The organism is Mycolicibacterium litorale, assembly GCF_010731695.1.
GTDB lineage: Bacteria > Actinomycetota > Actinomycetes > Mycobacteriales > Mycobacteriaceae > Mycobacterium > Mycobacterium litorale.
Map to the genome: position 1 here is coordinate 2,645,434 of NZ_AP022586.1, position 24,751 is coordinate 2,670,184.

At 68.5% G+C, this 24,751-nt stretch carries 22 protein-coding genes; 15 read left to right on the plus strand and 7 right to left on the minus strand.

Going from position 1 to position 24,751, the window contains the following annotated elements; all coding sequences use genetic code 11:
• Positions 1-2: 2 nt before the first annotated feature.
• The 5 genes from G6N30_RS12525 to G6N30_RS12545 are packed head-to-tail and all read left to right on the plus strand — an operon-like array spanning position 3 to position 6,155.
• A complete protein-coding gene (locus G6N30_RS12525) occupies positions 3-815 on the plus strand; it encodes an enoyl-CoA hydratase/isomerase family protein (RefSeq protein WP_179965585.1) in 813 nt (270 codons plus the stop codon).
• Positions 816-823: 8 nt separating this feature from the next.
• Positions 824-1,606, plus strand: a complete 783-nt coding sequence (locus G6N30_RS12530) for an enoyl-CoA hydratase/isomerase family protein (RefSeq protein WP_134053223.1) — start codon at positions 824-826, stop codon at positions 1,604-1,606.
• Positions 1,606-3,081 carry a class I adenylate-forming enzyme family protein gene (locus G6N30_RS12535; protein ID WP_163687539.1) on the plus strand — a complete coding sequence of 492 codons (1,476 nt, stop codon included), beginning with the start codon at positions 1,606-1,608 and terminating at the stop codon, positions 3,079-3,081. Before G6N30_RS12530 ends, G6N30_RS12535 begins: the two co-directional genes overlap by 1 nt.
• A complete protein-coding gene (locus G6N30_RS12540) occupies positions 3,071-4,621 on the plus strand; it encodes a class I adenylate-forming enzyme family protein (RefSeq protein WP_134053225.1) in 1,551 nt (516 codons plus the stop codon). Before G6N30_RS12535 ends, G6N30_RS12540 begins: the two co-directional genes overlap by 11 nt.
• Positions 4,614-6,155: a class I adenylate-forming enzyme family protein gene (locus G6N30_RS12545; protein ID WP_134053227.1), complete on the plus strand. Its 1,542-nt coding sequence runs from the start codon at positions 4,614-4,616 to the stop codon at positions 6,153-6,155. Before G6N30_RS12540 ends, G6N30_RS12545 begins: the two co-directional genes overlap by 8 nt.
• On the opposite strand, the gene G6N30_RS12550 is transcribed toward G6N30_RS12545, so the two are convergent.
• From G6N30_RS12550 to fabG, 4 genes are read right to left on the minus strand one after another with little or no spacing between them, the layout of a single operon-like run.
• Positions 6,130-6,798, minus strand: a complete 669-nt coding sequence (locus G6N30_RS12550) for a GntR family transcriptional regulator (RefSeq protein ID WP_134053229.1) — start codon at positions 6,796-6,798, stop codon at positions 6,130-6,132. The two genes, G6N30_RS12545 and G6N30_RS12550, sit on opposite strands and share 26 nt — an antisense overlap.
• Before the next feature lies 1 nt (position 6,799).
• Positions 6,800-7,993 (minus strand): acyl-CoA dehydrogenase family protein, encoded by a 1,194-nt coding sequence (locus G6N30_RS12555; protein WP_134053232.1) that lies wholly within the window; start codon positions 7,991-7,993, stop codon positions 6,800-6,802.
• A complete protein-coding gene (locus tag G6N30_RS12560; protein ID WP_134053233.1) occupies positions 7,990-9,204 on the minus strand; it encodes an acetyl-CoA C-acetyltransferase in 1,215 nt (404 codons plus the stop codon). The genes G6N30_RS12555 and G6N30_RS12560 overlap by 4 nt, the downstream gene beginning before the upstream one ends.
• Entirely contained in the window at positions 9,204-9,965 is a 762-nt protein-coding gene (gene fabG, locus G6N30_RS12565; protein WP_163687542.1) for a 3-oxoacyl-ACP reductase FabG, read from the minus strand. The genes G6N30_RS12560 and fabG overlap by 1 nt, the downstream gene beginning before the upstream one ends.
• 99 nt (positions 9,966-10,064) lie before the next feature.
• Between fabG and G6N30_RS12570 the strand changes: the two genes are divergently transcribed.
• Together G6N30_RS12570 and G6N30_RS12575 are read left to right on the plus strand one after the other, a co-directional pair.
• A complete protein-coding gene (locus G6N30_RS12570; protein ID WP_134053235.1) occupies positions 10,065-11,249 on the plus strand; it encodes an acyl-CoA dehydrogenase family protein in 1,185 nt (394 codons plus the stop codon).
• A complete protein-coding gene (locus G6N30_RS12575) occupies positions 11,246-12,067 on the plus strand; it encodes a mycofactocin-coupled SDR family oxidoreductase (RefSeq protein ID WP_134053237.1) in 822 nt (273 codons plus the stop codon). The genes G6N30_RS12570 and G6N30_RS12575 overlap by 4 nt, the downstream gene beginning before the upstream one ends.
• An 89-nt stretch (positions 12,068-12,156) precedes the next feature.
• Here G6N30_RS12575 and G6N30_RS12580 read toward each other — a convergent pair whose 3' ends face one another.
• Positions 12,157-12,609 carry a MaoC family dehydratase gene (locus G6N30_RS12580; protein ID WP_134053239.1) on the minus strand — a complete coding sequence of 151 codons (453 nt, stop codon included), beginning with the start codon at positions 12,607-12,609 and terminating at the stop codon, positions 12,157-12,159.
• A 1,174-nt stretch (positions 12,610-13,783) separates the two neighbouring features.
• On the opposite strand from G6N30_RS12580, the gene G6N30_RS12585 reads away from it, so the two are divergent.
• From G6N30_RS12585 to G6N30_RS12595, 3 genes are read left to right on the plus strand one after another with little or no spacing between them, the layout of a single operon-like run.
• Entirely contained in the window at positions 13,784-14,533 is a 750-nt protein-coding gene (locus G6N30_RS12585; protein ID WP_134053241.1) for a hypothetical protein, read from the plus strand.
• Positions 14,533-16,662, plus strand: a complete 2,130-nt coding sequence (locus G6N30_RS12590) for an Rv1355c family protein (RefSeq protein WP_134053243.1) — start codon at positions 14,533-14,535, stop codon at positions 16,660-16,662. The genes G6N30_RS12585 and G6N30_RS12590 overlap by 1 nt, the downstream gene beginning before the upstream one ends.
• Positions 16,659-18,479, plus strand: coding sequence for a putative bifunctional diguanylate cyclase/phosphodiesterase (locus G6N30_RS12595; protein ID WP_276026763.1), 1,821 nt, complete (start codon positions 16,659-16,661; stop codon positions 18,477-18,479). The genes G6N30_RS12590 and G6N30_RS12595 overlap by 4 nt, the downstream gene beginning before the upstream one ends.
• On the opposite strand, the gene G6N30_RS12600 is transcribed toward G6N30_RS12595, so the two are convergent.
• Positions 18,441-19,322: an FAD-dependent oxidoreductase gene (locus G6N30_RS12600; RefSeq protein WP_134053247.1), complete on the minus strand. Its 882-nt coding sequence runs from the start codon at positions 19,320-19,322 to the stop codon at positions 18,441-18,443. The two genes, G6N30_RS12595 and G6N30_RS12600, sit on opposite strands and share 39 nt — an antisense overlap.
• A gap of 483 nt (positions 19,323-19,805) precedes the next feature.
• Between G6N30_RS12600 and G6N30_RS12605 the strand changes: the two genes are divergently transcribed.
• Positions 19,806-20,483: a TetR family transcriptional regulator gene (locus tag G6N30_RS12605; protein WP_134053249.1), complete on the plus strand. Its 678-nt coding sequence runs from the start codon at positions 19,806-19,808 to the stop codon at positions 20,481-20,483.
• A gap of 54 nt (positions 20,484-20,537) precedes the next feature.
• The gene (locus G6N30_RS12610) at positions 20,538-21,188 is read left to right on the plus strand and encodes a ScbR family autoregulator-binding transcription factor (protein ID WP_134053251.1); all 651 of its coding nucleotides are present in this window, start codon (positions 20,538-20,540) and stop codon (positions 21,186-21,188) included.
• Between the two features lie 5 nt (positions 21,189-21,193).
• On the opposite strand, the gene G6N30_RS12615 is transcribed toward G6N30_RS12610, so the two are convergent.
• Positions 21,194-21,556 carry a PAS domain S-box protein gene (locus tag G6N30_RS12615; protein ID WP_179965629.1) on the minus strand — a complete coding sequence of 121 codons (363 nt, stop codon included), beginning with the start codon at positions 21,554-21,556 and terminating at the stop codon, positions 21,194-21,196.
• A gap of 148 nt (positions 21,557-21,704) precedes the next feature.
• Here G6N30_RS12615 and G6N30_RS12620 point away from each other — a divergent pair, with 148 nt between their 5' ends.
• The 3 genes from G6N30_RS12620 to G6N30_RS12630 all read left to right on the plus strand — a co-directional run bounded on the left by G6N30_RS12620 (position 21,705) and on the right by G6N30_RS12630 (position 24,748).
• A complete protein-coding gene (locus G6N30_RS12620; protein WP_134053255.1) occupies positions 21,705-22,937 on the plus strand; it encodes an acyl-CoA dehydrogenase family protein in 1,233 nt (410 codons plus the stop codon).
• Positions 22,938-24,080 (plus strand): acyl-CoA dehydrogenase family protein, encoded by a 1,143-nt coding sequence (locus tag G6N30_RS12625; protein ID WP_134053257.1) that lies wholly within the window; start codon positions 22,938-22,940, stop codon positions 24,078-24,080.
• Positions 24,081-24,157: 77 nt separating this feature from the next.
• The gene (locus tag G6N30_RS12630) at positions 24,158-24,748 is read left to right on the plus strand and encodes a TetR/AcrR family transcriptional regulator (protein ID WP_134053259.1); all 591 of its coding nucleotides are present in this window, start codon (positions 24,158-24,160) and stop codon (positions 24,746-24,748) included.
• Positions 24,749-24,751 lie beyond the last annotated feature (3 nt).

Below are 24,751 nucleotides of genomic sequence, written 5' to 3' on the forward strand. Positions count from 1 at the left end.
CGATGTCAGCCATGTCGTTCGACACGATCAAGTACGAGGCCGACGGCCACAAGGCCACGATCACACTGAACCGGCCCGAAGCACTCAACGCGCTCAGCCCGCACATGATCACCGAACTGCGCACGGCCTACGAGGCCGCGGAGAACGACGACGACGTCTGGCTGCTCATCGTCACCGGCACCGGACGCGCCTTCTGTACCGGCGCCGACGTCAAGGAGATCCCCGGTGACGGCAAGGTGCTCTACGATCGCCCGTACCTGTCGACCTACGACCAGTGGGAGGCACCCCAGGAGGGCACTCCCCCGTTCCGCCGCATGGCCAAACCCGTGATCGCGGCGATCAACGGGTTGTGCTGCGGCGCCGGACTGGACTGGGTCACCACCTGCGACATCGTCATCGCGTCGGACCGCGCGCAGTTCTTCGACCCGCACGTGAGCATCGGCCTGGTCGCCGCACGCGAGATGGTACGTCTGGCAAGGGTTCTCCCGCGGACCGTGGCCCTGCGAATGGCCCTGACCGGCAGACACGAACGGATGAGCCCGCAGCGCGCCTACGAGCTGGGCATGGTCACCGAGGTCGTCCCTCACGACCGCCTGCTCGAACGCGCCCACGAGATCGCCGACATCGTCAACTCCAACGCGCCCCTGGCCGTCCGTGGCACCCGGTTGGCCATCCACAAGACCCTCGACCTCCCGCTGCACGAAGCGGAGATCCTGGCCGAGGCGTTCCGGGAGCGGGTGGTCCGCACCGAGGACGCGCTCGAGGGACCGAGGGCGTTCGTCGAGAAGCGCGCCCCCGACTGGCAGTGTCGATAGGACGGCCGATGACCTTCGAGACCATCCTGTTCGACGTCGACGACACCGCCCATGTCGCCACCATCACGCTCAACCGCCCCGAGCGGCTCAACGCGTTCAACCGCACGATGTGCGAGGAGATGCAGCGGGCCTGGCGCCTGGTGAAGCACCGCGAGTCGGTGCACGCCGTCGTGCTGCGGGCCGCCGGCGACCGGGCGTTCAGCGCCGGGCTGGACGTCACCTCTTCCTACGGGCAGCCCGACAACGTCTGGAACCACGAGGATCCCGGTGAACTGCTCAGTCCGAAGTGGCAGAAGATGTGGAAGCCGGTGGTGTGCGCCGTCCAGGGCATGTGCACCGCGGGCGCGTTCTACTTCGTCAACGAGGCCGACGTGGTGGTCTGTTCCGACGATGCGACGTTCTTCGACTCCCACGTCAGCGCCGGTCTGGTCTGCGCGCTGGAACCGGTCGGGCTGATGCGGCGCGTCGGCCTCGGTGAGACGTTGCGAATCGCGTTGCTCGGCAACGATGAACGCGTGGGGGCGGGGACGGCGCTGCGGATCGGTCTGGTCACCGAGGTGGTGGCGCGCGACGAACTGTGGGCGCGCGCCCACGAGATCGCGGCGACGATCGCCGCCAAGCCGCCGTCGGCCACCCAGGGCACCGTCAAGGCGATCTGGGAGTCGTTGGACCGACCGTACCGCGCCGCCATGGAACAGGGCCTGATCTACACCCGGCTGGGCAACCCCCTCGGGCAGGCCGAACTCGCCGCGGGCGCAGCCATTCCGAAGGCCGACCCGAGGATCCGCTGATGTACCCGCTGTCCCGGCGCATCACCGACGTGCTGTCGCTGCAACCCGAGGCCCAGGCGCTGGAATACGAGGACCGCTGGCACAGCTGGGGGCAACTGGGCACCCTGGCCGCCCTGATCGGCGACGTGGCCGGCGAACGCCGCGAGGACGGACCACCGCAGATCGGGGTCATGCTGCGCAACAGCCCCGTTCACGTCGGCGCACTGCTGGGGGTGCTGGCCGCCGGCGCGACCGTGGTGGTGATCAACCCGGCACGCGGCGATGCCCGTATCCGGACCGACATCTCCACGCTCGGATTACCGCTCCTCGTCGGGACGCCCGAGGACCTCGCCGCGCTCGTCGACCCCGATGTCCACGGCACCCGCGTGGAGATCACCACTCTCGACTCCGCGCCGCGAGTGGTCCGCACCGGCGCGATCCCCGACCCCGGCAGCCGACCGGGTGTGGCGGTGCGCATGCTGACCAGTGGCACCACCGGACCACCCAAACGTGTGGACCTCACCTACGACATGCTCGCCCGCAGCGTCATCGGCCCGGACCCTGACGAGGCGATCGCGCCGGCGTCGCCTCGCCGGGGTGTCGCGATCGTCAACTCGCCGCTCGTCCACATCGGCGGGGTGTTCCGCGTCCTGCTGTGCATCGCGGAGGCCCGCCCGTTCGTGCTGCTGGAACGGTTCGAGCTCACCCGGTGGGCCCGCGCCGTGCGCACCCACCGGCCCAAGGCGGTGTCGCTGGTGCCCGCGGCGCTTCGGACGGTGCTCGACTCCGATCTGCGGCGCGACGATCTGGCCGGCCTGCAGGCCGTCACCTCCGGCACCGCCCCGCTGTCCGCCGACGACGCCGACGCGTTCACCGAGCGGTTCGGCGTACCGGTGCTCACCTCGTATGCCGCAACGGAATTCGGGGGTGGCGTCGCAGGGTGGACGTTGGCGGACCACCGGCGCCACTGGCGGGACAAGCGCGGCAGTGTGGGCCGGGCCAACCCGGGCGCCCAGCTGCGGGTCGTCGCCGAGGACGGCGCCGTACTCGGACCCGATCAGCCCGGTCTGCTCGAGGTGAAACCGGCCCAGCTCGGCCCCGGCACCGAGTGGATCCGCACCACCGACCTCGCGCGCATCGACGCCGACGGCTTCCTGTGGATCCTCGGGCGGGCCGATCAGGCCATCATCCGCGGCGGGTTCAAGGTCATGCCCGACGACGTGCGGACCGCGCTCGAGGGCCATCCCGCCGTACAGGGCGCCGCGGTGGTCGGCAGGCCCGACGTCCGCCTCGGTGAGACCCCGGTGGCGATGGTCGAACTCCGGGCACCCGCCGACACCGGCGAGCTGACCGAGTACCTGCGCGACCGGTTGTCCGGATACGAGATCCCTACCGAGATCGCCGTCGTCGACGCCATCCCCCGCACTGCGTCCGGCAAGGCCGACCTGCAGGCGGTACGGCGCCACTTCAGCGGTCAGGCAGAGCGTGTCGGCTGACCCGACAACTGTGCCCGCGCTGCTGGGGCAGCAGGCGCAGGCCCGCGCAGACCATCCCCTCCTCGTCTGTGACGATGAACGACTGGGCTACGCCGCTGCCGACCGCCGGTCGGCGCAGCTGGCCCGGCGCCTGGTGGCGCTGGGCGCCGGCAAGGGCAGCCATGTCGGTGTGCTGTACCCCAACGGCGCCCGATTCGTGGTGGCCACGCTGGCGGTTGCACGCATCGGTGCGGTGGTGGTGCCGTTCCCGACGATGGCGACCACGGCCGAACTGCACGCCCAACTCCGCGACAGCGACGTCGAGATCCTGCTCACCGCGGTCTCCTACCGGTCGCACGACTACGTCCGGCAGTTGTCGCAGATCCTCGGCGCCGAACCGCCCACCGGCCGGCGGCTGTTCAGCGCCGCGGTACCGCAGCTGCGTCATGTGCTGATCGACGCCGACGGTGCCGGGGCCGGCGAGTCCGACCTCGGCCCGCTCGAGGACGACGTCGACGGTGCGGATGTGCTGGCGATCGTCTACACCTCGGGCTCCACCGGTGCGCCCAAAGGTGCGATCCACACGCACGCCGCCATGCTCACCCATCAGCGCAACCTCAATGCGATCCGCCACCTCGACGCCACCGACACACTGTTCTGCAACTCCCCGTTCTTCTGGATCGGCGGATTCGCGTTCGGGCTGCTCGCCACCATGACCGCCGGCGCCACGCTGGTCTGCTCGAACGCGACGGACGCCGCGCGGACCCTCGACCTGATCGAAACCGAACGGCCCACTGTCACCAACGGATTCGCCGCCGGAATCGCGCATCTCACCCGCGACCCGACCTTCGTGGGCCGCGACCTGTCGACCCTGCGGCGCGGCAACCTCTATCCGATCATGGCGCCGGACACCCGCCCGGCCGATCCCGAGCTGCGGCACAACATGCTGGGCCTCACCGAGGCGGGCAGCGTCGTTCTGCTCAGCGGTGACTTGAGCGATCAACCCGAACACCGCAGAGGTTCCTTCGGTAAGCCCGCACCGGGGTTCGGCATCCGCATCGTCGACCCGGAGAGCGGTGCGCCGGTGCCGATCGTAACGGTGGGCGAATTGTGCTTGGGTGGGCGGTATCTCATGCTGCGCTACCACCGGCGCTCCCGCGAGGAATGCTTCGACGCCGACGGCTGGTTCCACACCGGCGACCTGGCGCGCACCGATGGGGATGGGTACGTGTACTTCGTCGGACGCCGCGATTCGATGATCAAGACCGCGGGCGCCCACGTGGCGGCCGCCGAAGTCGAAGCCGCCCTGGCTCGGGTCACGGGCGGCACCGCCCATGTGATGGGGCTGCCCGACGCGGAGCGGGGGCGGATCGTGGCGGCGGTGGTCGTGCTCGACGACGGCGCGACGTTCGACGAGGCGGCGGTGCGCGAGCGGCTCCGCACCGAACTGTCACCGTACAAGGTGCCCAGGAGGTTCGCCGTGCTGCGGCGGTGTGAGGTGCCGCTGCGCTCCAGCGGCAAGGTGGACCTGGCGGCGCTCGCCGAGGTCTTCGATGACTGACCCCGTCCGGTGTGGCACCGACACCGTGGACCGCCTGGTACGGCTGCGCGCCGAACGCGATCCCACCTCCGTCGCCGTGATCGACCCGCACGCTCGTATCACCTACGGTCAACTCCACGTCACCACAATCGATCTCGCGGCGGCGTTCATCGAGGCCGGCGTCGGCAAGGGCACCCGGGTGGGGTTGATCATGCCCAACAGCGTGCGATGGGTGCAGATCGCCGTGGCGCTCACCCGGATCGGGGCCGTCCTCGTGCCGCTCAGCACACTGCTCGCCCCGCCCGAATTGGCCGCACAACTGCGCACCGCATCGGTACGGGTGCTGATCAGCGTGCCGGAGTTCCGGGGCCGTCGCTACCTCGACGACCTGGAAGCGCACCGCGCCGCGCTGCCCGCGCTGCGAGCGGTGTGGACCGCCGAACAGGCCGTGACCGCACCGGTTTCCGAGCGCGCCACCCGCATCGTCGACGCGCTCACCGACGCGGTCACTCCCAGCGACCTGTTCGTCGTCATGTTCACCTCCGGCAGCAGTGGACCGCCAAAAGGGGTCATGCACTCCCACGGCAACGCACTGGCGGCGGTGCGTTCCGGGCTGGACGCTCGGTGCATCACGGCGGAGACCCGGCTGTATCTGCCGATGCCGTTCTTCTGGGTGGGTGGGTTCGGCAGCGGTGTGCTCTCGGCGCTGCTGGCCGGCGCGACGCTGGTGACCGAAGAGATCCCGCAGGCCGACACCACGCTTCGCCTGCTCGAGCGGGAGCGGGTGACCCTGTTCCGCGGGTGGCCAGATCAGGCCGAAGCGCTTGCGCGTCATCCGGCTTCGGTCAGCGCGGACCTGTCGTCGCTGCGGCCGGGCAGTCTGGAGGCACTGCTACCGCCGCAGGACCGCAGTGACCCGGGCGCGCGGGCCACGCTGTTCGGGATGACCGAGGCGTTCGGACCGTACTGTGGCTACCGCGCCGACACCGACATGCCGCGCTCGGCGTGGGGTAGCTGTGGCCGCCCCTTCGCGGGGATGCAGGTCCGCATCACCGACACCGAATCAGGTGCGCCGGTGAGTGGCGGCGTCATCGGCGAGATCCAGCTGCGCGGCCCGCATGTCATGCGCGGAGTCTGCCGGCGTGGCCGCGAAGAGGTGTTCACCGCCGACGGCTGGTACCCGACCGGCGACCTCGGCCGCCTCGACGATGACGGATTCCTTTTCTACCACGGCCGTTCCGACGACATGTTCAAGGTCAGCGGCGCCACCGTCTATCCCAGCGAGGTCGAGAAGGCGCTGCGGACCATCGACGGGGTGGCGGGTGCCTTCGTCACGGACGTGTCCAACGCCGTCGGCGCGATGGTGGTCTCGCGGCGTCCGGTCGACCAGCTGCGCGCCGAGGCCCGCGCGCGGCTGAGCGCGTTCAAGGTACCGACGGTGTGGCTGGTGGTCGACGACGACGCGGCAGTCCCCCGCAGGGCCACCGGCAAGGTGGACGTCCGGGCGCTGCGTGAGCTGCTCACCGCGGCTACTGGACCACGCCGCGTGCCCTGAGGTGGTCGATGAGCGGTGCCGCGCCCGCCGCAAGGTGCTCCGACATCGCGGCGCGCGCCAGGTCCGCATCGTGGTTCTCCAGCGCGGCGAGCAGTTGCCGGTGGTGGCGCACCGACTCCTGCGGCCATTCCTCGATGGTCGGGAACACCGACTCCGGTGCGTACCGGGTGATCAACGACATCATCTGGGCCAGCTTCGGGGAGTCCGCCGCGACGTTGATCGCCCGGTGGAACTCGTGATTGAGCCGGACCGCCGCTTCCCCGTCGTGGCGCGTGTACGCCTCTTCGAGCGCGTCCTGGATGGCGGTGAGGTCCCGCACCTGATCGGCGGTGATGTGTAGCGCCGCGCGCGCGGCCAGCTCGCCGCCGACGTACGCCTGCACGTTCGACACATCGGCGATATCGCGGCCGGTGACCGGCAGCACCACGAACCCCCGCCGGGGTTGTTGCGCCAGAAGGCCTTCGGCGCGCAGCTCGAACAGTGCCTCACGCACCGGTGTGACGCTGACGCCGAGTTCACCGGCCAGTTGCTCGAGCCGGATGTACCCGCCTGCCGGATAGGTGCCGTCGAAGATCCGCCGTCGGACGAACCGGGCGATGTCCTCGGACAGTTGGGGCCGGGCCGCGAAATCGGGTGCGGTCATGTCAGATCCGGTAGTCGGCGAGCAGACGCTTGCTGATGATGTTCTTCTGGATCTCGCTGGTGCCCTCGCCGATCAGCAGGAACGGCGCATCGCGCATGAGCCGCTCGATCTCGTACTCCTTCGAGTAGCCGTAGCCGCCGTGGATGCGGAAGCTCTGCTGGGTCACCTCGGCGCAGAATTCGCTGGCAAGGTATTTGGCCATGCCGGCGGCGACGTCGTTGCGCTCGCCGGAGTCCTTGAGCCGGGCGGCGTTGACCATCATCAGATGTGCGGCTTCGACTTTCGTCGCCATCTCGGCCAGCTGGAAGGCGATCGCCTGGTGCTCGGCGATCGGTTTGCCGAACGTCTCGCGCTGCTGGGCGTAGCGCACCGCGAGTTCGAACGCCCTCAGCCCCACTCCGCAGGCCCGCGCCGACACGTTGACCCTGCCGACCTCAACGCCGTCCATCATCTGGACGAAGCCTTGACCGGGCTTCTCACCGAGCACGTCCTCGGCGCTCGCACGGTAGCCGTCGAAAATCAGCTCGGTGGTGTCGATTCCCTTGTACCCCAGCTTGTCCAGCTTGCCGGGAATCGTCAGGCCGGGCGCGACCTCCCCGAACCCCGTCGGCTTCTCGACGAGGAACGCCGTCAGGTTGCGGTGCGGTTTGTCGGCGCCCTCGTCGGTGCGGACCAGCGCGGCGACCAGCGTCGAGCTGCCGCCGTTGGTCAGCCACATCTTCTGGCCGTCGATGACATAACCGCCCGAGTCGTCGCGCCGTGCCCGCGTACGGATTGCCGCGACGTCGGAGCCCAGTTCGGGTTCCGACATCGAGAACGCGCCCCTGGTCTCACCGGTGGCCATCCGCGGCAGGAAGCGCTGCTTCTGCGCATCGGTGCCGTGCTGGCGGATCATGTAGGCGACGATGAAGTGGGTGTTGATCACGCCGGAGACGCTCATCCAGCCACGGGCCAGTTCCTCCACGCACAGCGCGTAGGTGAGCAGCGACTCGCCCAGTCCCCCGTACTCCTCGGGGATCATCAGGCCGAACAGACCCATGTCTTTCATCGCGTCGACGATGGCCTGCGGGTACGTGTCGGCGTGTTCGAGTTCCTGCGCGTTCGGGATGATCTCCTTGTCCACGAATTGCCGGACCGTGGAGATGATCTCGGTCTGGAACTCGGTCAGACCCAGGGTCTGGGCGAGGCGCGTCACGAGGCCACCCGCTCGAAGATCGCGGCCAGACCCTGTCCGCCGCCGATGCACATCGTCTCCAGCCCATAGCGGGCCTGGCGCCGGGTCAGCTCGCGGGCCAGCGTGGCGAGCATCCGCCCACCGGTGGCGCCCACCGGATGTCCCAGCGAGATGCCCGAACCGTGCACGTTGGTGCGCTCCATGTCGCGGTCGGTCAACTTCCACTCGCGCATGACGGCGAGCGCCTGCGCGGCGAACGCCTCGTTGAGTTCGATGAGGTCGATGTCCGACAACTCGAGGTCCGCCCTCGCCAGCGCGACCTCGGTGGCGGGCACCGGTCCGATCCCCATCACATGCGGCGCCACCCCGGCCAGGCCCCACGACACCAACCTGACCAGTGGCGTGAGCCCGAGCTCCGCGGCCTTCTCGGGTGTGGTGACCAGACACATCGACGCGGCGTCGTTCTGCCCGCTGGCATTGCCCGCGGTGACCGTCGCCTCCGGATCCTGTTTCGCCAGAATCGGTGTGAGCCGGGCGAGGCTCTCCGTGGACGTGTCCGCGCGCGGATGTTCGTCGGTGTCGATGACGTCGTCGCCACGCCGCGTGCGCACGGTCACCGGAATGATCTCCTCGGCGAAGACGCCGTTCTTCTGCGCGGCGACCGCCCGCTGGTGCGAGGCGACCGCCAGTTCGTCCTGCTCGGCCCGGCCGATGCCGTACTCGCGGCGCAGGTTCTCGGCGGTCTCCAGCATGCCGCCCGGGACGGGGTGGCGCCGCCCACCGGCGGTGGTCCTGCCGCGAGCGAGGGCGTCGTGGACGGCCACGCCGCCACGGGCGCCGCCCCACCGCATATCAGTCGAGTAGAAGGCGACATTGCTCATGCTCTCCGCGCCACCGGCGATCACCACGTCGTTCGCGCCGCTGCCGACCTGCAGGCAGGCCTGGATCACCGATTGCAGACCCGAACCGCACCGACGGTCGATCTGCATACCCGGCACGGTCACGGGCAGACCGGCGTCGAGCGCCACCACCCGCCCGATGGCCGGCGCCTCGCTGCTGGGATAGCAGTGCCCGAGGATCACGTCGTCGACCGCCGCCGGCTCGATGCCTGTACGGTCGAGCAGACCGGACAGCGCCGCCACCGCGAGGTCGACCGCGGTGAGGTCCTTGAACATGCCTCCGTAGCGCCCGATCGGCGTGCGGACGGGTTCGCAGATGACGGTCTCACGCATCAGATGTGCCGTCCGCCGGTGACTTCCAGCACGATGCCGGTCATGTAGGACGACAGGTCCGAGGCCAGGAAAAGCGCCACCTTCGCAACCTCGTCGGGTTCACCGGCACGGCCCATCGGCACCTCGGCGAGCTTCTGATCCCAGATGTGTTGTGGCATCGCCTCGGTCATCGCAGACCGGATGAGACCGGGTTGGATCGCGTTGACCCGCACACCGAGGTGGGCGAGTTCCTTCGCCGCGGCCTTCGTCATCCCGACGATGCCGGCCTTGGCCGCGGAGTAGTTGGTCTGCCCGACGAGCCCGACCTTGCCGGAGATCGACGACATGTTGACGATCGCACCGCGCTTGTTCTCGCGCATGATCGCGGCGGCCGACTTGAGCCCGTTCCAGGTGCCCTTGAGGTGCACGGCGATCACCTGGTCGAACTGCTCCTCGGTCATCTTGCGCAGGGTGGCGTCGCGCGTGATACCGGCGTTGTTGACCATGACGTCGAGACCGCCGAAGCGTTCCACCGCGGCCCTGACGAGCGCATCCACCTCGTCGGCCCGGGTGACGTCACACCGCACCGCGGTGGCCACCTCGGCACCGCCGAGGCGTTCGGCCGCGGCCTCGGTGGCCTCGAGGTCCAGGTCGCCGAGCACCACCCGCGCGCCTTCGGCGACGAAGCGCTGGGCGATCGCGAAGCCCAACCCCTGGGCCCCGCCTGTCACAACCGCGGTCTGTCCGGTCAGCAACGACACTCGATCACCTACCTGACTCATCGGGGCCTCCGAGGGGCCCGGTCGGCACGAATCATATTTCATATACGATATTGGCGGCCAGCCACCCCGGGGGCCGCCCCACCCGACTGGAGGTCGTCGATGAGCGAAGTCAGTGACGAGGATTTCCGCGAAATTCTCGCGCAGACAAGGCATTTCGTCAGGACCGCGGTGGTTCCGCGGGAGTCCGAGATCCTGGCCGAGGACAAGGTCCCCGACGACCTGCGTGAGCAAGCGAAGAAGATGGGGCTGTTCGGCTACGCGATCCCGCAGGAATGGGGTGGTCTCGGGCTGGACCTGACGCAGGACGTCGAGCTGGCCATGGAGTTCGGCTACACGTCGCTGGCGCTGCGCTCCATGTTCGGCACCAACAACGGCATCGCGGGGCAGGTGCTGGTGGGCTTCGGCACCGACGAGCAGAAGCAGCGGTGGCTGGAGGGCATCGCCTCCGGTGACGTCGTCGCCTCGTTCGCGCTGACCGAACCGGGCGCCGGGTCCAACCCCGCCGGACTGCGCACCAAGGCCGTACGCGACGGCTCCGATGACGAGGCCGGGTGGGTGATCAACGGACAGAAGCGTTTCATCACCAACGCCCCGACCGCGAACCTGTTCGTCGTCTTCGCTCGCACCCGGCCCGCCGACGACCAGGGCGCCGGTATCGCGGTGTTCCTCGTGCCCGCCGACGCCGACGGTGTCGAGGTCGGCGTCAAGGACGCCAAGATGGGACAGGAAGGCGCGTGGACGGCCGACGTGAACTTCACCGACGTCCGCGTTCCGGCTTCCGCGCTCGTGGGCGGCAGCGAGGACATCGGATACCGGGCGGCGTTGACGTCATTGGCGCGGGGGCGCGTGCACATCGCCGCACTGGCCGTCGGCGCGGCGCAGCGCGCGCTCGACGAATCCGTCGCCTACGCCGCCACCGCGACCCAGGGTGGGCAACCCATCGGGAACTTCCAACTGGTGCAGGCGATGCTGGCCGATCAACAGACCGGGGTGATGGCCGGCCGCGCCCTGGTACGCGACGCCGCTCGCCAGTGGGTGACCGGAGAGGACCGCCGCATCGCCCCGTCGGCGGCGAAGGTGTTCTGCACCGAGATGGCCGGCCAGGTCGCCGATCTGGCGGTTCAGATCCACGGAGGAAGTGGCTACATGCGCGAGGTTCCGGTCGAGCGGATATACCGTGACGTCCGATTGCTACGGCTGTACGAGGGCACCAGTGAGATCCAGCGTCTCATCATCGGCGGCGGGCTCGTGAAGGCGGCGCAGCGGGCGGGAGCGAACTCATGACCGGGCGACTCACCGGGAAGGTCGCCTTCATCACCGGCGCGGCCCGCGGCCAGGGGCGCGCGCACGCGGTCCGGATGGCGACCGAGGGTGCCGACATCATCGCCGTCGATATCGCGGACAAGCTTCCGCCCTGTGTCCCTTACGATCCCGCCACGCCCGACGACCTCGCCGAAACGGTGCGCCTCGTCGAGGAGACCGGCCGCCGGATCATCTCTTCGGTCGCCGACGTCCGCGACGTCGACGCGCTCAACGAGGTCGTCGACGCCGGCTTCGCAGAGTTCGGCCGACTCGACGTGATCGTCGCCAACGCGGGCGTGTCCGCACCACAGGTGTGGGACGCCATCACCCCCGAGGACTTCCGAGACGTCATCGACATCAACGTGACCGGCACCTGGAACACCGTGATGGCCGGCGCACACAAGATCATCGACGGTGGCCGCGGCGGCAGCATCATCCTGATCAGTTCGGCTGCGGGACTGAAGATGCAGCCGTTCATGATTCACTACACCGCCAGCAAGCATGCCGTGACGGGGATGGCGCGGGCGTTCGCCGCCGAACTGGGCAAGCACAAGATCAGGGTCAACAGCCTTCATCCCGGCGCGGTGAACACCCCGATGGGCACCGGTGACATGGTGTCTGCGCTGGAAACGGCGTACGCGACGAACCCGCCGCTGCAGTCGATGGTGACGCCGTTCTTGCCGGACTACATCGCCCAGCCCGAGGACATCGCGGACGCCGCCTGCTGGCTGGCGAGCGACGAATCCCGTTATGTCACGGCCGCGTCGATCGCCGTGGACCTGGGCTCGACGCAGTTCTGAGGCGACGACGGCAGCGCCGCCCGCCCGGCCCCGCCGCCACCCGGATCACGTGGATGCGGCTGCGCGGGGAGGCCCCGGTGCCAGGATGGTCAGCCGAGAAAGCGGACGATCGACTCGGCGACGGCGGCCGGCTTCTCGGCTCCCTCGATCTCCACGGTGATCGTGGTGGTCGCCTGGACGGCGCCGTCGAGGCGGTCCACCTTGGTGATCTCCCCGCGCGCCCGCAGCCTGGCCCCCACCCTGACGGGGTTGATGAAGCGAACCTTGTTGTAGCCGTAGTTGATCGCCATCTTGATGTTGTCGACCGTGTAGAGCTGGTGGCTGAAGTGGGGCAGCAGGGACAACGTCAGCAATCCATGGGCGATGGTGCCGCCGAACGGCCCGTTGGCCGCCTTCTCCGGATCGACGTGTATCCACTGATGATCATCGGTGGCGTCGGCGAACAGGTTCACCCGGTCCTGCGTGATCTCCAGCCATTCGGTGGGCCCCAGCTCGGCGCCCTCGGCCGCCGCGAACTCGTCGAGTCCATTGAAGGTCTTCACGGGTGCTCCTCTCCGGCGCCGGCGCGCCACACGTCGCACCCTACGGTTCGCCCGCGCCTCACACGACGCTGGGCACACCGGCGCGCCGGGATCCGCCCGGATAAGGCGAGTACCAAGTTTGCCAGAATGGCCCGATATTCGACCTATTCACGTGGGCCCGCCAATTCTTCGCCCGCTGCATTTGCGCGTTCGTGATAGAGGCGCACATCGCGCGTCGGGGCGTTCGCATCGGATCCGGTACGAATGCGCTGCGGCGACACCGGGCGCGCATTTCACCGCGACCGAGGTGGCACGGGCTTTCCGCCGACTTCCTCAGGAATAGGCCGAGCAAGCTCGAAGTATTACCCTGCGCAACTATCCCGCGATATTGACGGCTAGGACGCGGCCCGGCCCGGGTCGGTCGGCGACGCCCGAAACGCCCGCGAATCGCACGCAGCACCACCGACGACCACGCACCGGGGCCGAATCGCCGAGCAACCAGGATCGCGGCGATGGCCGCACCCGTGTCGCTGTCGACGCATGTCGGTCACGACGTGAAAACACGGCTCGGCATGGCCTGCGCGCGCACCGGGGACGCGAGAGCGCGCCACGGACAGCCACTCCTGGCAAAGTCGTCGGGTCGCCAGGGAGGGAGCGCCCGATCGCCGAGCCCGAACCGTTGTCAGCGGAGTCCGCGACGACGTTTCACGCCGCACCCGACCAGTGCGCGAACACCTCCGATCGCCGTCACACCGGGGGCTTTCTCCGGCCGCCGCGAGGGGTGCGACGAGTCCGGCGGTGCGCGGCCGGCACCACGATCCCACAGACGGCAAACCGGCATGGTGACGACCGTCACAACCTCGACACACCGGCAAACAGCCCGAAACCGTCCACGGACCCCTCATGCCGGCGAAATCGGGGTCGGTGCAATCGCAAAGTTCGCCGGATACGAGCTACGGACAAACAACCTGCGAAGACAGGCTATTGACCGATTGCCATAACTGAAGTCGCGTGCACAATCCGAGATCCTGGGTATGTACCCATAACGCAATACTGGACAAGATTTTCTCGCTAGCTGGAATAGAACCCACCTTGGGCGGGATACTCAAGTCCGCGTATTCGCAACACCGCGTGACGCGCACCACGACCAGCCGTCCCCAACCCCCTACGGCGGCTGCCCGAAGGACGGACACCTATGACTGCTCCCCAGCTAGACACCCTCGCTCCCCGGCTCTTCGAACTGGAACGAAGCCCCAGCTGGTGGGATGCCGCGAGCCAGTGCACGATCGTGGTGGCCCACCCCTCGACCGAGCCCGAACTGTGGGCCGATTATGTTCGCGGCGCACAGCTCAGCTACCAGAAGCACGGAGTGGAGCGGGCGCTGGACACGACGGCCCTCGAGCGTGGGGACGACACCGCGCTGTTCTGCGCCGGCATCAACGAGGCGGGAGAGGTCGTCGGCGGTCTTCGCGCCAAGGGCCCGTACACGGCGGTCGACCAGTGCCACGCAGTGGTCGAGTGGAGCGGTCAGCCCGGGCTGGACGCCGTGCGCAAAATGGTGGGCGATCGTCTTGCGTTCGGCGTGGTGGAAATGAAATCGGCGTGGGTGAGTGACGACCCTGAACAGAGCCGGGCACTCACCGACGTCCTGGCCCGTATGCCGCTGCATTCCATGGTCTTGCTCGACGCGCAATTCGCCGTCGCGACGGCCGCCGCTTATGTGCTTAATCGCTGGTTATCCTCCGGTGGCGTCCTGGCCGCCAAGATTCCCGCCACGCCATATCCGGACGCGCGTTATCAGACGAAGATGATGTGGTGGGACCGGCGTACATTCGCCAATCACGCCGATGCCAAGCAGGTTTCGACGTTCTTCGCGGAGACGCGGCAGGTGACGGCTCAGCTGAACGGGGTGGGTGAGCTCGCGGCCGCGGCTGCGTCGGTCTGATGACACTGTCCCCCGCTGATCAGAACCACTACACCGCCACGCTGCTCACCGACGAGGCCGACCACGACACGCTCGCAGCGCTGCGGGCCGATTCTCGAGTCGAATTCGTCGACCGGGCTGTGGAACTGCGCGCGGCCCTTGCCGAACTGCGGCCACCCGTGGGCGCCGAGCTGACCGACGAGCCGTTGCGGTGGGCGTATTTCCCGTGGCGTCGAACGGTTGTCGGCGTCCTCGGTCCCCGCGCGCACCGCAGGCTGCGACTCGATCGCAACCGGAACCTGATCACCGACGACGAACAGCAGCGGCTCAGCCGGCTGCGCGTGGGTGTCATCGGCCTGAGCGTCGGTCACGCGGTGGCACATACCCTTGCCGCACAAGGTGTTTGCGGGGAACTGCGGCTCGCCGACTTCGACGAGCTCGACGTGTCCAATCTCAACCGGGTACCCGCCGGCCTGTTGGACGTCGGCGTCAACAAGGCCGTGGTGGCGGCCCGGCGCATCGCCGAGCTCGATCCGTACCTACCGGTGCAGGTGGTGTCCGAGGGCATCACGCCGACCACCGTCGAGACGTTCCTCGACGGCCTCGACGTCGTGGTCGAGGAGTGCGATTCCCTCGACGTGAAGGTGCTGGTGCGTGAACACGCGCGGGCCCGTCGCCTCCCGGTTCTGATGGCCACCAGCGACCGCGGGCTGCTGGACATCGAACGGTTCGACCTCGATCCATCGCGTCCACTGCTGCACGGGTTGCTCGGGGACATCGATTCCGCGGCGCTCGAGGGATTGACCAGCAAGGACAAGGTTCCCTACGTGCTGCGCATCCTCGACGCCGCGGCGCTGTCCCCCCGGATGGCCGCGTCGCTGGTCGAGGTGGGGACGAGCCTCACGACCTGGCCACAGCTCGCCGGTGAGGTCGCGCTCGGTGCCACCGCGGTCACCGAAGCCGTCCGCCGGATAGGACTCGGTGAGCCGCTGCCGTCCGGCCGGGTGCGCATGGACGCCGCGGCGCTCCTCGACCTCGTCGAGGATCCGCTGGCCACCCCCCCGACGGTCGACCCGGTCGACGATCCGATGCCCGACGTCGAAGCGGATTCGGTTCCCGAGAAGGTCGCCGCAGCCGCCGTGCGCGCGCCGTCCGGCGGCAACTCGCAGCCGTGGCACATCGAAACGCGGCGCGACGCCGTGCACCTGTGGGTGGCGCCCGAAGCCACCACCGCGATGGATGTCGCATACCGCGGCAGTGCCGTCGCCCTGGGTGCCGCCGTCTTCAACGCCCGGGTCGCCGCCGCCGCGCACCGTCGCCTCGGCGAGGTGGAGCTCGAGCGCGGCGACGAGCGCACACCGTTGCGGGCCGTCGTGCACCTGCACCACGGTGAGGACTCCGAGCTCGCTCGCCTCTACCCCGCGATGATGCGGCGTGAGACCAACCGGCACCACGGTTCCGGCACCCCGATCGACGCAGCGCAGCTCGACGCGTTGGCCGCGGCGGCGGAGGCCGAAGGCGGCCGCCTGACAATGCTCACCGAGCCTCGGGACATGGCCCGCGCCGCCGAGATCCTCGCCGCCACGGACCGCATCCGGTACCTGACCCCCCACCTGCATTCGGAGATGTTCTCCGAGCTGCGGTGGCCCGGCGATCCGGCGCCCGACACCGGCATCGACGTCCGCATGCTGGAGTTGGGGCCGACGGACCTGGTCAAACTCGACATCCTGCGGCGCGGCGAGGTGATGGCGAACCTGGCCCGGTGGCAGGCGGGCTCGGCACTGGGCGACGACACCTACGAGCGGCTGACCTCGAGTGCGGCGCTCGGCGTCGTCACGTTCCGAGGCCGCACTCTCACCGATTATCTGCGGGGCGGTTGCGCGACCGAAGCCGTGTGGACCGCCGCCGAGCAGCACGGGGTGGGCACCCATCCGGTGTCGCCGGTGTTCCTCTATGCGCACGACGAGCGCGAACTCCGCGAGCTCTCCCCCGCATACGCCGAGGAACTCGGCGACCTGCAGCGCCGTTTCCGTGCGTTGACCGGCACCGGTGCCGACGAGTCCGAGGCGCTGGTTCTACGCTTCTCCATCGCGCCGCGACCCGCGATGCGTAGTAGACGCCGAGCACTGAGCAATGCAGCACCGGCATGACACCGGAAACGGAGACAACCGTGCCGAGAAACCTCGAGGTCCTCGTGACGTCGGTGGCAACAGACCTGATGGCCGTCACGGCGGCGACCTCGGCGCAGGTCAGCGAGCGGGTACTCGGCGACCTGGTCACCTACTTCGACGTCGACGTGAGCTTCCTTCGGCATCACGATCACCGCATTCACGCTTCGGAACTCGTGGCCGAGTGGCCGCCACGCCCGGATTCCGCCGGGCCGGACCCACTGAAGATCGTGTACTTCGCCGACAGCGACTCGGTGTTCGCAGAGACCGAACGTCTTTGTGAGCCCACAATTCTCCGGTCGGAGGCTGTCGCCCGCCCAGGGTCCGCCACTGTCGCCGAGGTGCCGCTGCGCTCCGGTGATGTCACCACCGGTGTGCTCGGATTCGTCAAGTTCGGCGAACGGGAGTGGCTGGGTAAAGAGCTCAATGCGCTCAAGGCGATCGCATCGCTGTTCGCGCAGGTACAGGCGCGAATCGCCGCCGAGGAACGCCTCCGCTACCTGGCCGATCACGACGACCTGACAGGTCTGTACAACCGCCGCGCGCTCCTCGGCCATCTCGACAGCCGCCTGGCGGCAGGCCGGCCGGGGCCGGTGGCGGTCCTGTTCTTCGACCTCGACCGGCTCAAGGCGATCAACGACTACCTCGGCCACGTCGCCGGTGACTGGTTCATCCGAATTCTGGCCGAACGGCTGCAGGAGGGCGACGAGGAGAGGTTCGTCGCACGCCTCGGCGGTGACGAGTTCGTCGTCGTACCGTCCATACCGATGACCACCGACGCCGCCGAAACCCTTGCTCATCGCCTCCAAAGCGTTCTGCGCGAACGGGTTTCGATCGACGGCGAGATGCTGACCCGGACGATCAGCATCGGCGTCGCCGTCGGGACACCCGGCCACGACACGACGTCGGACCTACTCAGCCGGGCCGACCAGGCGGTGCTGAGCGCCAAAAATGCCGGTGGCAACAGCATTTCGGTCTTCAGCGACCGGATGTCGCAGGAAATCGCCCTGCGCAACGACATCGAGTTGCACCTGCAGAACGTCATCGACGGCGGAGCCCTCGTGCTGCACTATTTGCCGGAGGTCGACATCCGCACCGGCGACATCCTCGCCACCGAGGCGCTCGTGCGCTGGCAGCATCCGACCCGGGGTCTGCTCTCCCCCGATCGGTTCATCGGCGTGGCGGAGTCCATCAACCTCGCCGGTGAGCTCGGGCGCTGGGTGCTGCGCAACGCGTGCGCGGAGTTCGCTCGCTGGCGATCGACCGGCGTCGGTGCGCAGATCGTGTTGCGCGTCAACGTTTCCCCGGTGCAGTTGGTGACCGAGGGTTTCGTCGACTCGGTTGCCGAGGCGATGGCCGAGTTCGGCCTGGAGCGCGGATCGGTCTGCCTGGAGATCACCGAGAGCGTCGTCGTCCAGGACATCGACACCACCCGCGTCACCCTCGCTGGCCTCAAGGAGGCCGGGGTCCAGGTCGCCATCGACGACTTCGGTACGGGTTACAGCGTGCTGTCACTGCTGAAGACGCTGCCGGTTGACACCCTCAAGATCGACAAGAGCTTTGTGCAGGATCTCGGAACCAACGCGGGCGATCTGGCGATCGTCCGCGCGATCATCGCGCTCGCGGAGGCGTTCCGCCTCGAGCTGGTGGCCGAGGGCGTGGAAACCGACATCGCCGTGCGGACGCTGCTGCACCACGGCTGCCACCGGGCGCAGGGTTTCCTGCTGTCCCGTCCGGTGCCGGGTCCCGAGATGGAGCGATTACTGGCCGAAGGGCGGGTGCCCGTTCACTTCCCGTGAGCGCCGCGTCTCGGAGCGGTTGCGGCGCGATTCGCGCAGCGTCTTGGGCAACCGCCGATTACTGCTCGAACACGTCGCCGGAGGAATGGCCGCGGGCGGAGGAGCGGCCGCGAGCAGTTCGACTCGCGCGAACCGGCTGCCGATCTCACTGACCAGCGCCACCTCGGCCTCGTCCTCGCCGCGTACGTAGTCCGCGGCGGCGGTGTGCGCGACGTGCGGTGCGAGCGTGATCCCGTGCCTGGCCCGGACCGCGTAGAGGCCGTCGGCGGTGTCGAAGACCGCACCGACGACCACCCCTTCCTCGAACACGATCCGCTGCAGGCGCGCGTCGCCCCTCATGTCGATGTCGCGCATGCGGGCCTCGCCGTTCAGCCACGTCGCCAACGGCACCGCACCGCCCCCGGCGGGCAACGTGACCCTGCCCACCACCTTGACCTGAACCGGGCGGTCGTCGAGCGTGCGCATGGTGGTGGTGCGCCAGTCGGACACCCTGGTGTGCAGCAGTCCGTACGGCGAGAGCAGGCACTGCTCCGTCCACTTCCGCAGCCGGCCGCCGTAGAAGGGGGCGACCTTGCGGTCGCGGCGTTCGGCCGCGGTCAGCGGCCGGACCGGGCGCACCGGGACGTCATCCGTAGGCAGTGGCTCGGTGGGCAGGCCGTCCGTCAGCGCGGCGAAATACTCGAGGGTCTCCTCGTCGGTCACCCGCCCGGCCGGCCAAGCACGCTCGTCGTCGTCCGATACGGCGACAAGCACGTCGACGCCTTCGTCAGCGGCCACCACCGCACTGGCGAGTGCACCCACCAGCCCGCCCACGCAGAGGACGTCGACTTCGTGATCCCACATATTCGTTAAACACCTCGCCGTTGCTCGGTTCGCGCCTGTCGGTTCATCGATCGGCGGGTCGATACACGCCGCTGTCGTGATGGTTCTGCCCGTTTTATGGCCACATCCAGGGCGGCACCGTTGAGCACGTGCACCCGGCCACGACCTGACGGATGCGTCGCGGGGATGGGAAGGTGGGTCGCCACGGCCTGTGCAGGGATTCGAGGGGGTTTGCCAGAACAGGCCGTGGCAACCGGATGAAGGTACCATCGCAACCGGCGGAGCGAAAGCGGGGCCGAATGGTGCCCGCCGACGCGCCCGCTCCGGCATATGCAGCGCATATGCCCGGCAAACGAGATACTCGAAGTCATCACCCGTCGCACTTTACATACTTTTTGGATGATTCGCACGACGGGCGGTAACCTGAAGTATGTACTGGCCACGGGGGCGTCCGCGGCCCCGACCACCCGCCGACACGCGCGGGCGAGCAAACCGAGGACGTGAGTGGCCGAGCAGGTCGACCGGAGAACCGACGCGACGCGTCAGCAGATCCTCCGGGCTGCGGCGAAACAGTTCGCCGTCAAGCCCTACGGTCTGGTGAACCTCGACGACATCCTGCTCGACGCCGCCGTCACCAAAGGGGCGATGTACCACCATTTCCGGTCCAAGTACGCGCTTGCCTCGGCGATCGTCGACCAGTGGCTCGAGTCGAATCGCCGCATCATCGACGACACCGTGGCGTTGCGACACTCCGGCATGGAAACGCTCGTCGACATCGTCTTCGCGATCGCGCTGAGAGACATCGGGGATCCCGCCACCCGGGCGGGCCTGAATCTGTTGGAGTCCGTCGGCCGCACGGACGGACTCCGCCGGCGCGCCTTTGACGCCTCGCGAAAAGCGTTGACCCCGCTCGCGCTGCGCGCAATCGAGAACGGTGACGCCGCGGCAGACAGGACGCCCGAGGACATCGCGCGCGTACTGGTCTACCTCTATCTGGGCGTGCGGCAGGCCAACGACCCTGGGGACGCCGCCGCCTTCCTCGGCGACCTGCACAGCGCGTGGACGCTGGTGCTCCCCGGGCTGGCGGCGAGCGACCGGCTCGGGTACCTGACCACCTTCGTTCGTCGGCGCAGCGCTTTGGCGATCAAGAAAGCCGCGCCGCTATCCACCGATACGCTATGACCGCGGGCCGACGCCCCGTGGCATCGACCGTCGTCCGGAGGTGGACAGCGAGACATGATTCGCCAGGCACGTTCTGAGGCGACCAGGCGCAGGATCATCGAGGCGGCGGTCGACCTGTTCAGCGAACGCGGTTTTCCCGGAACGGGACTCGGCGACATCATCGAGCGTGCCGAGATGACCAAAGGTGCGCTCTACTACCACTTCGACTCCAAAGAAGCTCTCGCCGCCGAGATCGTCAGAGAGGGCAGCGCCCGGCTGATGAGCACGTTCGACGCGATCAGCGAATCGTCTTCACCCGCCCTCGAGAGCATCATCCACGGCACGTTCCTCGTCGTCGACCAACTCAGCACGGACAAGGTGGCCCGTGTCGGGATCGTGCTGATGAGGGTGTTCGCCGGATTCAGCGACTCCGCGGGCGGCACCTACAACGGCTGGTTGTCGGCCATGGAAGCCGACGTGGCCCGAGCCCGCGACGAAGGCGACGTTCGCGAGGATGTGGATGTCACGGCGGTCGCCGAGACCTTCGTCGGCGCGTTCGTCGGGGGGAGCCTGCTGTCCGACGCCGCATCGAGGGGCGCGGACCTGCGCGAGCGCGTCACACGACTGTTCGGCCTCGTCCTGCCGGCCATCGTCACCGACGAATCACGGGACTACTTCGCCGAATTCCTGGCACGCGAGGCCCGACAGCGACCACCGCGGGACTGAGTGGCTCAGACCTCCTCCGACCACAGACGCTCGGTGAGGTCGGTGAACATCGCCAGTGCCACCGGATCGTCGCCGCGCAACAACGCCGACTTGCTCATCCGCGCCCGCACCGTGGAACCGTCCCGATGCACGAGCTCCACGACGAGGTCCGCGTGGGCGCGCACCACCATCACCGCGGAGTCGTCGGCCGGCAGCCGGTGAAAGATCTGGGAGAACCGCGACGCCGTCACTTCGTCGGGGGTGTACCCCACCATGTCGCCGAACGCCGCATTGGCGAAGAGGATCTGCCCGTCCTCCGCGATCGCAAGGACCGGCACCGGGAAGCGTTCGAGCAAAACCAGTGCCGGCATGTCCCGCAGCAGCGACATCGGCGATCGGTCGTCGTTGTCGTTTCGCCGCCGCTCCATCGAACGATTATCGCCGAACGCCGGTACGTGCGGAGGGCGGGGCGGTTGACCGTCACTTGACTAACTAGGTTTACTCTGTGAGGACGCACACCGAAGACGGGGGTGACCCATGGACTTGACCTGGTCGGATCGCGACTTGGCGTTCCGCGACGAAGTGCGCACGTTCCTCGCGGAGAAACTCACACCGGAGATTCAGCGCGCCGGACGGCTGATGACCAGCGTCTACGCCGACCATGAAGCGAGCATGGCGTGGCAGGCGATCCTGCACGAACGGGGCTGGGCGGCGCCCGCGTGGCCGGTGGAGTACGGCGGCTGCGACTGGAGCCTCACCCAGCACTACATCTTCAGTCGCGAATCCACACTGGCCGGCGCGCCCTCGTTGTCGCCCATGGGCATTCGCATGGTCGCGCACGCGATCATCAAGTTCGGCACAGCCGCACAGAAGGATTATTTCCTCCCCCGCATCCTCACCGGTGAGGTGTTCTTCTGCCAGGGCTACTCCGAACCGGAGGCCGGGTCCGACCTCGCCGCGCTGACCATGGCGGCCGTCGACGACGGTGACGACCTGGTGTGTACGGGCAGCAAGATCTGGACGACCCACGCCGCGGAAGCGAACTGGATGTTCGCCCTGGTGCGGACCACCCGCGCACCGAAGAAGCAGCAGGGCATCACCTTCGTCCTGATCGACATGACCACGCCGGGCATCGAGATTCGGCCGCTGGTCATGACCTCGGGCGAGGAAGTCCAGAACCAGGTCTTCTTCGACGAGGTCCGTGTTCCCAAATCGAACGTCCTCGGCGAAATCGACGACGGCTGGACCGTCGCGAAGTACCTGCTGGAGTTCGAACGCGGAGGCGGCTCATCGGCGCCGGCGCTGCAGGTGCTGGCCGAGGAGATCGCCACGGTGGCCGCGGATCAGCCGGGTCCCGACGGCGGCCGCCTCATCGACGATGCCGCTTTCTCGCGTCGGCTGGCCGAGGCTCGCATCCGCACCGACGTGCTCGAGATCCTCGAGTACCGGGTACTGGCCACCGTCGCGGCGGGCAAGAACCCCGGGTCGGCCTCCTCGATGCTCAAGGTGCTCGGCACCGAGCTCAGTCAGGATCTCACCGAATTGGCGATGGTCGCGGCGGGCCCGCGGGCACGGGTCTACCAACCGCACGCCACCTGCCCGGGCGGCCCGGTCGCCGAATACGAGCCGCCCGCCGACGGTTACGTCAGCGGTGAGCCGTGGCAGGCAGTGGCACCGCTGCGTTACTTCAACGACCGCGCCGGTTCGATCTACGCCGGCAGCAACGAAATTCAACGCAACATCCTGGCCAAGGCAGCATTGGGGCTCTAGATGGACTTCTCACTCACCAAGGAACAAGAACTGCTGCGTGACGGGTTGACGAAGTTCCTGTCGACCCGTTACGAACTCGAAAAGAGCCGCGCCGCAGCGAAAACCGGTCCGGGCTGGCAGCCCGACGTCTGGCGCGGCTTCGCCGAGGAACTCGGCATCCTGGGGGCGACCCTGCCCGAGGACGCGGGCGGTATCGGCGGTGGCGCGGTCGAGGCGATGGTGATCGCCGAGGCGCTGGGACACGCCCTGGTGGTCGAACCCTTCGTCGACACCGTCGTGGTGGCAGGCGGTTTGCTTCATCGCGCCGGCGGCCCCACTGCCGCGGCCGTGCTCGAGAAAGTCGTCGAGGGCACCGCACTGGTCGCGCTCGCCACCACCGAACCCACCTCGGGCGATAACTGGCGCGACGTGTCGACCACCGCCGAGAAGGACGGTGCCGACTGGGTTCTGCGCGGCGAGAAGGTCGTGGTCGCGGGCGCTCCCCTGGCCGGCTACCTCCTGGTCACCGCCCGGACCTCGGGCGACCGGGACGACGAAGAGGGCATCTCGCTCTTCCTCGTCGACCTCTCCGCGGTCAGGAGCGGCCTGACCACTCACCCGTACCGCACGATCGACGACCGCCGCGCGGCGGACATCACGTTCGACGGGCTGCGGATACCCGGTGACGCCCTGCTGGGCGAGGAGGGACGGGCCTGGCCGTCGATCGCCCGTGCCCGAGACGAAGGGGCCGCGGCCGTCTGCGCCGAGGCGGTCGGCGCGATGCGCAAGGTGCTGGCGGACACCGTCGAGTACTGCAAGCAACGCCACCAGTTCGGCACCGCCATCGGCAGTTTCCAGGTCCTTCAGCACCGGATGGTCGACATGCACATGGAGGTCGAACAGTCGGTTGCAGCGACGTTCCTGGCCGTTCTCAACCTCGAATCCGACGCCGAGGCCCGCGCACGAGCCGTGTCCGCGGCCAAGGCGACCATCGGCCGGGCGGCCCGCTTCATCGGTCAGAACGCCGTCCAACTCCACGGCGGCATGGGTATGACCGAAGAGCTCGCCATCGGTCACTACTTCAAACGCCTCACCGCGCTGCAGTACGAGTACGGCTCCACCGATCACCACATCACCCGGTACGCCCGGCTGACCCACGCCTAGACCACATCCACGGCACGATCAGGACACAGGTGCGGCGAAGCCCCGTGGGACAGGCTGAGGCCTGGTAAGCCTGGCCCATGTCCAGCCGAAGTGCGCCGCACACCACTCGGCTCAGCGACCTGCACGGCGGACGCTCGCTGATGTCGCGCCGGGTGTTCCGCGCCGCGGCCGCGATTCTCGGCGAGTGCACGGACGCGGGCCTGTCGATGTCGGCACTGGCGGACCGTGCCCGCGTGGCCCCGGCCGCGGTGAGTGCCCAATTCCCGTCCATCGACGCCGTGCTCGCCGAGCTCTACCTGCACCGCGTGTCGAGCCTGCCGTTGGTCGTCGATCCCGAGCGCTGCGTCGCCGCCCGGGTCAGCGGCCAGTTGCGCGCGGTCACCCTGGTGATGGCCGACGAGCCGACGCTGGCCGCGGCCTGCAGCCGGGCCCTGCTGCGCGCCGACGACCCGGCCGTGCTGTGCGCCCGGGACCGAATCGGCGCGGAGGTGCAACGCCGGATCGCCGCCGCGCTCGGCACCGGTGCGTGGCCGGAGGTGCAGGACACGCTCGAGACGGTGTTCTGGGGTGCACTCCTGCAGGTGCAGTCACGCGCCATCGACTACCGCGAGATGGCCAACCGGCTCGACACGATGCTCTCGCTCATCCTGCCCGACACCGCCCTCTGACCG

Bases quoted from the DNA above. Each gene is read 5' to 3' on its own strand.
- G6N30_RS12525 (WP_179965585.1), top strand. From the start codon at position 3: ATGTCAGCCATGTCGTTCGACACGATCAAGTACGAGGCCGACGGCCAC.
- G6N30_RS12530 (WP_134053223.1), top strand. From the start codon at position 824: ATGACCTTCGAGACCATCCTGTTCGACGTCGACGACACCGCCCATGTC.
- G6N30_RS12535 (WP_163687539.1), top strand. From the start codon at position 1,606: ATGTACCCGCTGTCCCGGCGCATCACCGACGTGCTGTCGCTGCAACCC.
- G6N30_RS12545 (WP_134053227.1), top strand. From the start codon at position 4,614: ATGACTGACCCCGTCCGGTGTGGCACCGACACCGTGGACCGCCTGGTA.
- G6N30_RS12550 (WP_134053229.1), bottom strand. From the start codon at position 6,798: ATGACCGCACCCGATTTCGCGGCCCGGCCCCAACTGTCCGAGGACATC.
- G6N30_RS12560 (WP_134053233.1), bottom strand. From the start codon at position 9,204: ATGCGTGAGACCGTCATCTGCGAACCCGTCCGCACGCCGATCGGGCGC.
- fabG (WP_163687542.1), bottom strand. From the start codon at position 9,965: ATGAGTCAGGTAGGTGATCGAGTGTCGTTGCTGACCGGACAGACCGCG.
- G6N30_RS12570 (WP_134053235.1), top strand. From the start codon at position 10,065: ATGAGCGAAGTCAGTGACGAGGATTTCCGCGAAATTCTCGCGCAGACA.
- G6N30_RS12575 (WP_134053237.1), top strand. From the start codon at position 11,246: ATGACCGGGCGACTCACCGGGAAGGTCGCCTTCATCACCGGCGCGGCC.
- G6N30_RS12585 (WP_134053241.1), top strand. From the start codon at position 13,784: ATGACTGCTCCCCAGCTAGACACCCTCGCTCCCCGGCTCTTCGAACTG.
- G6N30_RS12590 (WP_134053243.1), top strand. From the start codon at position 14,533: ATGACACTGTCCCCCGCTGATCAGAACCACTACACCGCCACGCTGCTC.
- G6N30_RS12595 (WP_276026763.1), top strand. From the start codon at position 16,659: ATGACACCGGAAACGGAGACAACCGTGCCGAGAAACCTCGAGGTCCTC.
- G6N30_RS12600 (WP_134053247.1), bottom strand. From the start codon at position 19,322: ATGTGGGATCACGAAGTCGACGTCCTCTGCGTGGGCGGGCTGGTGGGT.
- G6N30_RS12610 (WP_134053251.1), top strand. From the start codon at position 20,538: ATGATTCGCCAGGCACGTTCTGAGGCGACCAGGCGCAGGATCATCGAG.
- G6N30_RS12615 (WP_179965629.1), bottom strand. From the start codon at position 21,556: ATGTCGCTGCTGCGGGACATGCCGGCACTGGTTTTGCTCGAACGCTTC.
- G6N30_RS12620 (WP_134053255.1), top strand. From the start codon at position 21,705: ATGGACTTGACCTGGTCGGATCGCGACTTGGCGTTCCGCGACGAAGTG.
- G6N30_RS12625 (WP_134053257.1), top strand. From the start codon at position 22,938: ATGGACTTCTCACTCACCAAGGAACAAGAACTGCTGCGTGACGGGTTG.
- G6N30_RS12630 (WP_134053259.1), top strand. From the start codon at position 24,158: ATGTCCAGCCGAAGTGCGCCGCACACCACTCGGCTCAGCGACCTGCAC.